The organism is Pseudomonas sp. SYWMCR5 (genome assembly GCF_057197165.1).
In genome coordinates this window covers 171,513-184,090 of record NZ_JBXUNH010000002.1, presented here as the reverse complement: position 1 = coordinate 184,090, position 12,578 = coordinate 171,513, and the positions used below count along the sequence as shown (strand labels likewise).

Annotated in this window: 8 protein-coding genes; 5 read left to right on the top strand and 3 right to left on the bottom strand. The window is 62.2% G+C overall.

Features of this window, described 5'->3' with window-relative positions; genetic code table 11:
- The first annotated feature begins 9 nt into the window (after window positions 1-9).
- Both AC2CGW_RS06740 and AC2CGW_RS06735 read left to right on the top strand, forming a co-directional pair.
- Entirely contained in the window at window positions 10-714 is a 705-nt protein-coding gene (locus AC2CGW_RS06740) for a helix-turn-helix transcriptional regulator (protein ID WP_186664232.1), read from the top strand.
- 14 nt (window positions 715-728) lie between these two features.
- On the top strand, window positions 729-1,640 hold the full coding sequence (locus AC2CGW_RS06735) for a pyridoxal-phosphate dependent enzyme (protein ID WP_186664230.1): 912 nt from the start codon (window positions 729-731) through the stop codon (window positions 1,638-1,640).
- A 61-nt stretch (window positions 1,641-1,701) separates the two neighbouring features.
- Here AC2CGW_RS06735 and AC2CGW_RS06730 read toward each other — a convergent pair whose 3' ends face one another.
- Window positions 1,702-3,378 carry an MFS transporter gene (locus AC2CGW_RS06730; RefSeq protein ID WP_186664228.1) on the bottom strand — a complete coding sequence of 559 codons (1,677 nt, stop codon included), beginning with the start codon at window positions 3,376-3,378 and terminating at the stop codon, window positions 1,702-1,704.
- 203 nt (window positions 3,379-3,581) lie between these two features.
- On the bottom strand, window positions 3,582-4,007 hold the full coding sequence (locus AC2CGW_RS06725) for a VOC family protein (RefSeq protein ID WP_186710558.1): 426 nt from the start codon (window positions 4,005-4,007) through the stop codon (window positions 3,582-3,584).
- A 152-nt stretch (window positions 4,008-4,159) separates the two neighbouring features.
- On the opposite strand from AC2CGW_RS06725, the gene AC2CGW_RS06720 reads away from it, so the two are divergent.
- Window positions 4,160-6,622 (top strand): dermonecrotic toxin domain-containing protein, encoded by a 2,463-nt coding sequence (locus tag AC2CGW_RS06720; RefSeq protein WP_484573740.1) that lies wholly within the window; start codon window positions 4,160-4,162, stop codon window positions 6,620-6,622.
- Window positions 6,619-9,042, top strand: coding sequence for an NEL-type E3 ubiquitin ligase domain-containing protein (locus AC2CGW_RS06715; protein WP_484573739.1), 2,424 nt, complete (start codon window positions 6,619-6,621; stop codon window positions 9,040-9,042). Before AC2CGW_RS06720 ends, AC2CGW_RS06715 begins: the two co-directional genes overlap by 4 nt.
- Before the next feature lie 12 nt (window positions 9,043-9,054).
- Here the strand turns inward: AC2CGW_RS06715 and AC2CGW_RS06710 are convergent, their stop codons facing one another.
- Window positions 9,055-11,526 carry a UvrD-helicase domain-containing protein gene (locus AC2CGW_RS06710; RefSeq protein WP_484573738.1) on the bottom strand — a complete coding sequence of 824 codons (2,472 nt, stop codon included), beginning with the start codon at window positions 11,524-11,526 and terminating at the stop codon, window positions 9,055-9,057.
- Between the two features lie 220 nt (window positions 11,527-11,746).
- Between AC2CGW_RS06710 and AC2CGW_RS06705 the strand changes: the two genes are divergently transcribed.
- On the top strand, window positions 11,747-12,445 hold the full coding sequence (locus tag AC2CGW_RS06705; RefSeq protein ID WP_186664220.1) for a pirin family protein: 699 nt from the start codon (window positions 11,747-11,749) through the stop codon (window positions 12,443-12,445).
- Window positions 12,446-12,578 lie beyond the last annotated feature (133 nt).

Sequence of the window (12,578 nt, the reverse complement as noted above, 5' to 3'; positions counted from 1 at the left end):
CGATTCCCCATGCCCTCGCTTCCCCTCCAGCAAGAACGCCATCTCACCCTCACCGTCCTCAAGGCGGCACTTCAGGCCTTGGGCAGCGTTGCGCCGCGCAACCTGGAAATCCTCCTGCACGACCTGGACAATCCCGAGCACTCGGTGATCGCCATCGTCAACGGCCATCTTTCGGGCCGTCGGGTGGGCAGCCCGATCCTCGCCGCACCAGAACAGGACCAAGGCTTCAAGGCACTGATGCACGCCGGCCGTACTCAGGACGGCTGCGAGCCGGTGGTGTTGCCGGACTACCCCACCACCCTCAAGGGACGCACGCTGCGCAGTGCCACGGCAATCTTTCGTGACAGCAGCGGCCACCCGTTCGCAAGCCTGTGCGTGAACACCGACATCACCGGCCTCGATGCGGCCATGGCCTTCCTCCAGCACTTTCAGCCGTTCGGCGCCCTCCCAGACACATCCCCGCCCCGCGAGGCGGCCGACATGACGCTGCTGATGAGCGAGATCATTCAGGACTCGCTGCAGCGCTCGGGCCGGGGGCGGATGAACAAGCAAGCCAAGGTCGAGGCTGTGCGGGTGATGCAGGAACGCGGCTTGTTCATCGTCAAAGGTGGCGTCGAGAAGGCGGCCGACGCTCTGGGCGTGACCCGCTACACCATCTACAACTACCTGGAGCAGCTGCGCGGCGATGCCACGCCGGCTGCCCGCGAACGCTGAATGCGGAGCCCACCATGACCTTGCATGTCCAGACCCCTCTGATCGAATCCCGCCCGCTGTCACTGGCCGCCGGCCCTACCCTGTGGCTCAAGCTCGAGGCCCTGCAGCCCTCGGGCTCGTTCAAGCTGCGCGGCGTGGGCCACGCCTGCGAAGTGCACCATGCGCGTGGCGCCCGGCACTTCGTGTCGTCGTCCGGTGGCAACGCCGGCCTCGCCGTGGCCTATGCCGGGCGCAAGCTCGGCGTGCCGGTGACCGTGGTGGTGCCGGAAACCACCAGCGCGCGCGCCATCGAACTGCTGAAGCTCGAAGACGCCCAGGTCGTGGTCAAAGGTAGTTCGTGGCAAGAAGCCAACCAGCATGCGCAAGGCTTGCTGGGCGCGGGTGATGCGTTCATCCATCCGTTCGACGACCCGCTGCTGTGGACCGGACATGCCAGCATGATCGACGAAGTCGCCCAGGCCGGGCTCAAACCCGATGCCGTGGTGCTGTCGGTCGGCGGCGGCGGTTTGCTCAGTGGCGTGGTCGAAGGGCTCAAGCGCAATGGCTGGCACGACGTGCCCGTTCTGGCGGTGGAAACCGAAGGCGCCGCATCACTGCATGCCGCCATCACCGCGGGCCATCCGGTGGAACTGCCGGCCATCAACTCCGTGGCCACCTCGCTGGGCGCCAAGCGTGTGGCGGACCAGGCACTGGCCTGCGCGCAGCACCATCCGTTGCACAGCGAACAGGTATCCGATCGTGCGGCGCTCCAGGCCTGCGAGCGCTTTCTGCACGATCACCGGATCCTGGTAGAACCTGCCTGCGGGGCAGCGTTGGCCCTGGCCTACGCACCTGGGCGGCTGGCGCACTACAACAAGGTGCTGATGATCGTCTGCGGTGGCGCCACCGCCACGCTGGAGCAGATTCACGACTGGCTGGCAGCCTGAAGAAGGCCTGTGACTGCAAAACAAGGCCACTCCTGCAAGATCTGCAGGAGTGGCCGGTTCTTCAGGCGTGATTGATATCCCGGTCCTTGGTCTCAGGCAGGAAGAAGATACCCAGCACCGCAGTCATCACCGCGATGACGATCGGGTACCACAGCCCATAGTAGATATCCCCGGTGGCCGCCACCATGGCAAAGGCCACTGTCGGCAGGAAACCGCCGAACCAGCCATTGCCGATGTGGTAAGGCAGCGACATCGAGGTGTAGCGGATACGCGCCGGGAACAGCTCCACCAGCCAGGCAGCGATGGGGCCGTAGACCATGGTCACGTAGATCACCAGGATGGTCAGCAGCAACAGCACCATCGGGTAGTGGATCTTCGCCGGGTCAGCCTTTTCGGGGTAGCCGGCCTCCTTCAGTGCGCCGGTCAGGGTCGCGGTGAACGCATCGCCCTGGGCCTTGAGCTCGGCCGCCGCCAAGCCTGTGCCCTCGAAGCTTGGAATGACCCGTTCGCCGATACGCACCTGCGCCACACTGCCGGGCTCTGCACGTTCGTTTTCATAGGGGGTGGCGCGCTTGGCCAGCAGGCTCTTGGCGATATCGCAGGAACTGGTGAATTTCGCCTTGCCCACGGGATCGAACTGGAACGAGCACTGCGCCGGGTCGGCAATCACCACCACCGGGTTCTGCTCCTGGGCGACGAACACATCCGGGTTGCCGTACTCGGTCAGGCCCTTGAAGATCGGGAAGTAGGTGAGCGCGGCAATGATGCAGCCCGCCATGATGATCTTCTTGCGCCCGATACGATCAGACAGGCTGCCGAACAGGATGAAGAACGGCGTACCGATCAATAGCGAGCCTGCGATCAGCAGGTTGGCGGTCTGAGGGTCGATCTTCAGGGTCTGCAGCAAGAAGAACAGCGCATAGAATTGCCCGGTGTACCACACCACGGCCTGGCCGGCGGTGCCGCCCAGCAGCGACATGAGCACCACCTTGAGGTTATCCCAGCGCGCGAAGGATTCGGTCAGCGGCGCCTTGGACGCCTTGCCCTCGGCCTTCATCTTCAGGAACACCGGCGACTCGTTGAGCTGCATGCGGATGTACACCGAAATCACCAGCAGCAGGATCGAGATCAGGAACGGGATCCGCCAGCCCCAGGCTTCGAACGCTTCGGTGCCCATCACCGTGCGGCAGGTCAGGATCACCAGCAGCGACAGGAACAGGCCCAGTGTCGCGGTGGTCTGGATCCACGAGGTGAAAAAGCCACGCTTGCCGGGCGGTGCATGCTCAGCCACGTAGGTCGCCGCGCCACCGTACTCGCCGCCCAGCGCCAGGCCTTGCAGCAGCCGCAGGGTGATGAGAATGATCGGCGCCGCCACGCCGATGCTGGCGTAGCTGGGCAATATCCCGACCACGGCAGTGGACAGGCCCATGATGATGATGGTGATGAGGAAGGTGTGCTTGCGCCCGATCATGTCGCCGAGACGGCCGAACACGATGGCCCCGAACGGCCGCACGGCAAAGCCTGCGGCAAACGCCAGCAAGGCGAAGATAAACGAGGTGGTTTCATTGACGCCGGCGAAGAAGTGCTTGGCGATGATCGCCGCCAGCGAGCCGTAAAGGTAAAAGTCGTACCACTCGAACACGGTGCCCAGGGACGAGGCGAAGATGACCTTGCGCTCCTCCCGACTGATGCCGCGTTGGGGCGCGCTGCCCGTCGATGTGCTGTCGATTGCCGCCATGGGTTGCCTCCGTCGTGTTCTTGTCAGGCCGGAGCACCTCAAAAGAAACAGCATCGCACCCTGGCCCCGGGTCTAAGCAGGACTACGGTTGCGCGAAGCACGACAGGGCAGGCTGCCCAGAATCGCAGCAAGGTACGTTGAAGCATAATCGGGATTGCGCGGATATCCACTGAGGATTGGAGGCTGCCCGGCGATCGAAAGAATCATCCCTGCTGCTGTTGGCCGACAGGTCCTTTCAACTCGACCTGGTTGCCATCGGGGTCATAACAGTATAGCGACAGCCCCTCGCCCTCGGCGCCGTATCGCGACTCCGCAGCCTCGACCACGACCCCGGCAGCACGCAGGTAACGGGTCAACGCCTGCTCGTCGAACGGATCGATACGCAGGCAGAAGTGATGCAGGTTGCGCCCGCTCTCGCCTGCCGCAGCGCCGCCCGGGCGACCGAGCTCACCGTCCAGGCTCACCAGATCGATCATCGCGGTGCCGGTGGCCAGATGGATCATGCCCAGGTCCGGGCGCTCCTTGCTCACCCGGCAGCCGAGTACATCACGGTAAAACGCGACGCTGCGCTGAAGATCGCGCACGCGCAGCACGAGATGATCGATATGGCGAATGGCAAAGGGACGCATGTGGCAGCTCCTGGTCGCAGCTCCGAAAGTGCATCGCAGCACCATAACCGATCCCTCGCAGGCAGGACAATTCGCTATCAGGCGTTAACCATCTACAGACGCGCGCCTCCCTCCAGCTCGTCCAATGGGCGCTTCCACGAAAGGAGCACTCCATGAGCAACCTCACCAACCAACATGAAGCACAGGTCCTGCGTACCTTGCCGAACTGGAGCAAGGACCTTCATCCGAAGCACTTCAGCGCACTGCTGGACACCCAACGCAGCCCTCACCTCTACCCCAGCGGTCACGCGTATGACTGGTACTCCTCGGCACTCCCCGAAGATCAGCAGGCGCTGCGCAATGCACTCGACCAGCGCGCCAAGAGCCTGCGAGCCCTGCAAACCAGCCTCTCGGGGCTGCAGGGCATCAGCGATTTCTGTCGGCCATTGCTGCAAAAGCGCTTCGACAAGGAGCTGCCGGTCAAAGTCGTGAACAAGGAGCAGTCAGTCGACGTCCTGCAGTACTACACTCAAGATTCCAAAGTCGCACAACCAACACGCGGCCAGACGGAAACGGTATACCTCCCCTCAGGCCCTCCCGTGTACCGCTCCTTGCTCGCCGCTGCGCTGCACAACTTCAAGAGCGAGCTGGACACGCCTCGTTTCTCCGGTATACGTCTCGCCAAGGACGATGACCGATTCTTTCCAAGCCTTGACCTGAAGAAGTTCATCACTCTAACCCGCGATCTGGACCTGGGTCAGAAGTACCAGGAGCACCTGGCCGCCATCTATGATGGCAGTAATTCCGAGCAGATCAGCCGAGATTCGATCAGCGCACGCCAGGACGAGTTGAGGGTGCAAGCGCGCATCGCCTACCTCAAAGGCGACGTCACTTCCGACACGCTCGCTGCCCTGCATACGCTCTGCGCCGACCTGCCCGCCAGCAAGCAAGCGCCCTATAGCATCAAGTGCCAGTCGCTCAGTGTCTTCGGTTTTGAGCTGTACGAACTCATGCTGATTTCGATTGCGACGCCCAAGGCTACGTGCGTGGTGCTCTACCTCCCTGGGGACAGCACCGAGACGCTGAAAGAATTCAAATCAATGGCCGCCTGCCATATCCACCTGCGCACACGCCTGCTCGATCCAAAGGTCCGCCAGTCCTTCGTCGAATACACTTCGCGCGCCGTGCAGCCTGAACTCAACGGCCGATTGCGCAATGCGCTGTACAGCAACCCGACTGCAGACGACGCAGCGCTGACCGCACGGACGACGGTCAACCTGGACACGAACCTGACGACCCTGCCGTCTAGTCCGTGGAAGGAACTGGAGATACGCCATGTCAGACGTTTGAAGGCCGATGCCCGCGCGATTGTGGTACCGACCGCCGATGTCAATGCCCAAGCCCGCCTGGAGCGCCTCGAATTCTGGGGTGTCATCGGCATGGACATCCTCAACATTGCGGCCGTCTGCATACCGGGGCTCAACCCGGTCATGAGCCTGGTGATCGGTGCGCAGATGATGGGTTCGGTATTCGATGCGCTGCACGCCTGGGAAGAAAATGACAACGCCCAGGCCATCGCACACTTGAAGTCACTGGTAATCAATGCTGGCTTGCTGATTGGCACAGTGGCCGGTGGCGCGGTACTGCAATCGCACTTTGTCGATTCGATGCAAAGCATTAGCGTCAATGGCCAGGAGCGGCTGTGGAGCCCGAACATGGCAGGGTATGCCAGTGACCTGGAACTCCCCTCCGAGCTCGAACCCAATACACAGGGTCAGTATGTCTACCAGGGCAAGACCTATGTCCGCCTGGGCGAAGACCTCTACGAGCAGTTCCAGGACATGGACGGCCAGTGGCACGCTCGCCATCCAAGCGACCCGAACGCCTATAGCCCTGTGCTTGAGCACAATGACGCCGGGGCCTGGCGCGTGGCGCACGAGAATCCCCTGACATGGGACCGCGAGACTCTGCTCCAGCGCCAGGGCTCGGCGGCGCGCAGTCTCAGTGCAGAGCAACGCGACACGGCGCTGCGCAGCACCGGCTTGAGCGCGGACGTTCTACGTCATCAATTGGCAGAGGATGGTCGAACACCTTCACAGTTGTTGGACGCCTTCCAGCGCTTGCGCACCAGCGAAGAGATCTCTGGCCTGACACGCAGTGTTCGCGAAGGAACACGCTTCCCGGCATACAAGAATTTCGCCCTCAATGCCCTGACCCAGTTGCCGGAATGGCCGAGCGATCACGTTCTGGAAGTCTTCAAGGGGAGCGAGCGTGCAGGCGAATCCGTCACCTACCCCAGGGCCAGCAGGCCCGGCGATCATGTAGTGCAGCTCAGCAGACAGGAGCTGGAGAATGGCGAACTGGTCAGCAGTGTGCTGGCTCAGATGGATCCCGAACAAGCTGCGCGTCTTGCGCCGGTCGAAGCTGGACAGGCATCCCGGATCCAGGTCTTGCAGGAGCGCCTCGCCAACCAACTCGAAGCCAACCGCCAGTCGATCTTCGACAGCCTCCGCGCGCCTGCGGCCGAGCACAGCTCGTTGGCGGCCGAACGCTTGTCGCGGCAGTTTCCCAGCTGCCGGGCGTGGCGGTGGATGAGATCGTCGAAAATGCCAGCCCGCAAGAGCGCGCGCGGATGAGCAGCTCTGATGGACGCGTCCCACTGCGCGTCGCCGAGGAAGCGCGCCTGATGCAAGCCCGCATTCGCCTGGATCGTGCCATCCTTGGTCTGAAACAGGCCGATCTGGCGACTGCCGATACCGCACTGCTGCGCGAGGGGCTGCAGACACAACCGCCAAAGAGCGATGCCGCGCTGTTCGAGCTCGCCACCGCCAACCGAGACAAGGCCCGCCAACTGATCGGCCAGCAACCGGTCAGACCCGGCTTCCGCTCCCCTCTGCGCCTGAGCGACGGTCGGCTGGGCTATCCGCTCAGTGGCCGGGGCGTCTCCAGGGCGCGAGCAAGGCTCGCCAGGCTTTACCGAACACACAACGAAAGTCGGATCGATGACCTGATAGCACCACTAGGCACAGGTCGCGTATTGGAGAACAACATTTCTCGCCTTGAGTACGAGTGGCACACACTCACCCAGGATATCGACCGATGGGTGGACGCTTCACGAAATGCTGGTACGGAGTCCGGCGGAGTAGACGTGGCGCTGATGGACGCTTGGCGAAATCCGCAGGAGCACGAGCTGGAAATCCACAACATTGGCAGCGAGACCCCAACGCTGCCCAAGATTTCGGCGCGCTTCTCGAATGTCCGCACATTGCGCCTCAATCGGTTGGGGTTGAGGGCACTGAACCCCGATCTGCTTACTTGCTTCCCGGCTCTGGAAGAACTTGAAATACTCAACAGTTCGCAGCTCAGCGAATCCTCCCTGGCAACGGCGCTGCGAGCGGCACCAAATCTTCGCAGACTGGTACTCAGAGACACCGGATTGACCAGGCTCAGCCCCCAGATGCAGGAAACCCTGGCCAGCCTGCCCTCTCTGCGAGAGCTCGACCTGGGGCACAATGCACTCACCCTGAGTGCTGCGAACATCGACTTCCTCGCCGCACGCCGCCTGGATACCCTCAGGCTGAACAACAACCGCATCACACTCGATGCTGCCAGTGCCGAGCGTTTCCAGGGGATGATCCACATCCAGCAATTGAACCTGCGAGCCAACCCTCTGGGCGTAGCGCCTGATGTTGGCTACATGGCTCGGCTGTCGCACCTGAACCTGTCGCGCTGCGACCTGGAGCAATGGCCACAGGGGCTGACGACCCTGATGAGCCAAAGGCACTACCAGCTGCGCCAGCTCGACCTGTCGATGAACCGTATCCACACCCTACCCGACCTTGAAGATATCCTTGCCACGCCTTTCGCCGAGGGTATCAATAGGCGCCAGGCGGGCATGCGCTGGACCTTCAACTACAACGGACTGGAGCCAGAGGTCCGTGCCGGGCTTGCCCGCATTCAACTCGTTGTCCACGAAAACGAAGGCGTGATCGGCCTGACAGAGGCATTCATACAGACCAATGCCACGCCAGAACAACGTCTGCTCTGGGCCAATCTATTCGGAACTGGCGAAAACCAGCCACTGCTGGACAAGCTGGGCTTGTTGCTCGATTCGGCAGACACTCGCCAACAACCTGCTGCCATGCGCAATCGCGTCTGGGCAGTGCTCAAAGCAGCAGGTGAGAGTACCGAGCTGCGTGAAAGGCTCAACGATGTCGCGGAACACTATCCCACCACTTGCGGTGATGCCGGCGCCGACGCATTCAGCGCACTGGAAACGGAGGTCAGCTTGCAGAAGATCAGCAACGGCGACTTCACCCTCAGTGAAAAATGGGCCTTGTTGCGCCAGCGTTACCGGCGAGAGCTGGTCAACAACCTGGCTGATCGCATCGCCCTTGCGCGCACGCTGCGTAAAGTCGGCCTGCAGCGGAGGCTGGAAAACAGTGCCGAGGACATCCCTGCGCTTGATCAGCTGGACGACCCAGACGCCATTCCGGACGATGTGTTGATCGATGGACTGGTCGACGATATAGAGATTCGCCTGGCGTTGCGCCAGGCACTCGCTGAGGACTTGGACTATCCAGAGCCGAGCGAGAACATGCTCTACAGGCCGACTGCCCACCTGTCGTACAAGGTGGAGGCCAACGTAAGCAAGGAAGTGACGCGTCTGGATACAGATCCGGCAGGGCCCCGCCAATGGATCGTCGAACAGCCCACCTGGCAGCTCAGCCTCAGGCGTGCCCATGCCTCACAGTTCGAGGCGGTCACCGAGTTCTGGCGACCCGGGCTTGATTACCTGCAGTACTGCCGCGACTTCGCTTCGCAAGTAAACGGCGAGACCGTCGAGCTCGAGCCCGTCACTTCGTTGTCGACCTCGGTCAGGAAGGCCCTGGAGAAAGCGATCGCTCAAGAGCTGCCCAGCAGTAACGGGAAACTGCAGCCGTTGCTGCTCACCGATGAACAGGACGTGGCGGCATTCAATGCGCTGCGCGATGAGCAGACGAGCGTCGAGCGCGGACTGTTCGAAAGCCTGACCCGGGAAGTCGAAACCGACTGACGCTGTGAATCCTCACTGGCCGCGCAGGTCCTCGAAGTAGACGTGCCGGCCTTGTACCTGGCTGGATGCGCGAGGCAGTGCCACTGTCTCGCCGCTGACAGCTTCCACATGCCAATAGCAGTGCCTGATCGCCCGCGTCACCCCGACGTAGGCCAGGCGTTGCGCCTCGTCTTTCTGCGCACTGTCGAACGGCTGCGCATCCCCGGTACGCCCCAACCCGGCCATGCGGTAAACCTGATTCTTGTAGGGCGAACTGGTCAGGTATTGGCAATCGCCGAGCATGAACACGGCATCGGCCTGCAGGCCCTTGGCGCTGTGATAGGTGAGCTGACGCAGACGACGCTGCTCAGGCGGCAGGCTCGAATCAGCCCTGACCACAGACTCTATATGATTTGAAATCAGCAGCTTATCGCTACTTTTTCGAAACAACATCATCACTGTCTCGCCACGCTGGTAATGCTCGATCAGGGTTTGCCCGAGTGCGGCCTCATCGCGCTCGAACACCTTGACCGGCGACAACGGCAACGCAGCAGCGCCACCACAGGCCCTGGCCTTCTTGCCGGTGATTGCCGCTGTGCCGCGCACCAGGTGTTCCGCCGCATCGACGATGTGCTGCTGACTCCGGTAGTTCTCGACCAGCATCACCCGGGTATTGGCCGGCGATGGGAAGGTCTTGCCGAACTCCATGAAGTACTTTGGTGAACTACCGCGCCAGCCGTAGATCGATTGCCAGTCATCACCCACGCACATCAACGACGAATGCGCAGCGTTGCGCCCGGCATGCATGCCTGGGCCACGCCTGCGAATCTCACGCAGCGTCGCGCGCAGCCAACTGACGATCTGTGGCGAGACATCCTGGAACTCGTCGATCATCAGATGCGCCAGCGGGCGTAGCAGCGGGTCTGGCAACAGTTGCAGGTTCTCGGGGTTGTTCTCGCCGAACAGCGCGAACATGCGGTTATAGGTCATCACCGGCGGGGACTGTCCGAGCAGGTGGGCCTCCAACGCCTTCCAGTACAGGGCCAGGGCTTCGAAGAACGGCGCATCGCTGTCGCCCGGCGCAAAGCTCATGCGAGCAACAGCACTCCCGACCTCCAGCCCCAGGTTCTCGATGAAGCTCGCCGCACCGACGAAGGCATCGAGTAATGGCGTTGGGGCCAGTTCACCCTTGACCTTGAACTCGAACCCAGGCCCCGCCACCGCATCACCCGCCAGCGACGCGGCGAGACGCTTTGCCGAGGTGTAGTTATCCAGCCAAATCAGTGGCTTATCGCAGAAAGCTTGAAACAACGTGCGCTTTACAGCCCACTCGGCACGCACCGACAGCTTGGCGTTGGCACGTTGGTACTGGGCGCTTTCCGACGGGTCGAAGCCCAGTACCACCCAGGCATCGAGCCCTTCAAGACGCCCGTGCACATGGAAGCGCTGGCCACGGATCTGCACCGTTTCCCGGCAGGGCTCGATGCCCTTGATCGGCCAGGCGCCCGCAGCGAACCACAGGTCTTCGATTACGTCGCACAACTCTTCGTCGCGCTGGGCCGCCAGTTGCGTTACCTGTACGCGCTTCTGCACATCAGGATGATCCGGATCGAGCGGCTTGAGCTGCAGGGACTCCTGGCGCATCGTCGCGACCAGTTCCGCAAAACGTGGACTGTCACGCAGCAGGTCGCGATAACACAGATTGAGCTGCTGGCGCTGGGCATCGTTCAGGCGCAGATCGAAAGGGTTACCTTCGCTCTCGGCTTCGCTGCCGGCAGGTACATCGTTGCCCAGGGTCTCGAATGCGCGCAGTTGAGAGAACCCCGGCAAGCTGCGCACCAGGGGCAGGATGCGCGAATGGAAGGTGCGCACCAGGTCACGGGCACGGGCCGGCGGCAGGTCGATCTGCCAGAGGGCGAAGACCTGCACCAGCCGTTTTATGAAGTCCTTGCGCGACTCACGAGTGAAGGTGACCACGGTCATGGCGTCCAGCTCGAAGCCCAGATAGTGGTGCAGCAGCAGGATACGCAGCACCAGCGAAGTGGACTTGCCGGCGCCGGCCCCCGCCACCACGCAGGTAGACGGCGTATCGCTGAAGATCAGCTTCCATTGCGCGGCACTGGGTTGGGCGTCGGCAGGCAGGCGCTGGCCGACATCGGCCTTGAAGCGTTTCTTCAGCTCTGCTGTCAGCGGCAGGCGCCAGTCGTCGAACAGCTTGTCGTCCTCGCCGGGCACCGCAGCGCCGTCCGGGCGGCTGTCGCGGATCACCAGGACCTGGCGCCCCGCCTCGTACCCTTCGGCGCGGCCACGTTCATAGCCGTCACGCAAACCATCGGCGTGCCCGCTGCGCTGGCCAGTGGCATGGCCGAGGAACCATGAGTCACGGTGCTGGGCCTGCAGACGGCTCAATCCACGCCCGAGCAGGCGAGCGGCGAAGCGGCGCAACCAAGGCAATTGCGCGGGTGGGGTCAGGTCCAGTGGCGCCGGGGGCTGCTCGAAAGACACGGTCACTCCATTGCTAGTCGAATCAGCGGAACATGTTCCACCGAACCGCTGAAAAGTGCCAGCTAATGCTTGCAGATCATAGGATTAGGCGATGAAACGCAGAAAGCACCACAACCAAAAACATCTATTTATCAGATAAAAACAAGTCGATATTTACGCTTATTTTCGATACTTGAAAGGCGCATCATGGCCCCATTCCCACTTACCGAGGACCCTGATCATGCTGCAACTGCGCCCCTTTGAAAGCCTCGGCCATGCCAACCACGGCTGGCTGGATGCCCATCATCACTTTTCCTTTGCCGAGTACTACGACACCGAGCGTATGCACTGGGGCAACCTTCGCGTATGGAACGACGACCTGATCGCCGCAGGCAGTGGCTTCCCGCCGCATCCGCACCGGGACATGGAAATCATCACTTACGTACGCGAAGGTGCAATCAGCCACCAGGACAACCTGGGTAACAAAGGCCGCACCGAAGTCGGTGACGTACAGGTCATGAGTGCGGGTACTGGCATCGTGCACAGCGAGTACAACCTGGAGAAGGTCGACACGCGCATCTTCCAGATCTGGATTGTGCCGGACAAGGTCGGAGACGCACCGTCCTGGGGGACTCGGCCGTTCCCCAAAGGTGAGCGAGGCGAAGGCTTCGTGACGCTGGCCAGCGGTCGTGTCGAGGATCAGGATGCTCTGCGCATCCGTGCCGATGCACGGCTGGTGGCCGCGACCCTGCGTGCCGGCGAGAGCGCCGAGTACCGTTTCGATGCCGGACGACGCGGGTATCTGGTTCCGGCCAAAGGCGTGGTCGAGGCCAATGGCGTGCGCGCCAAAGCCCGGGACGGGATTGCCGTGGAAGGCGAAGAGGTGCTGCGCGTCACGGCGCTCGAGGACAGCGAGATCGTGCTGGTGGATGTGGCCTGAGCCAGATGGCCAAGTCGTACTTTTCGCGGGCTAGCTCGCGAATCGTACGACTTGGGTCTGTATGAAAAGCCTTGAGACGAAGGTCAGGCAAGGCGAAAACAGCCGAGGAACGGCCGGGGTCGCGCTCGACTTT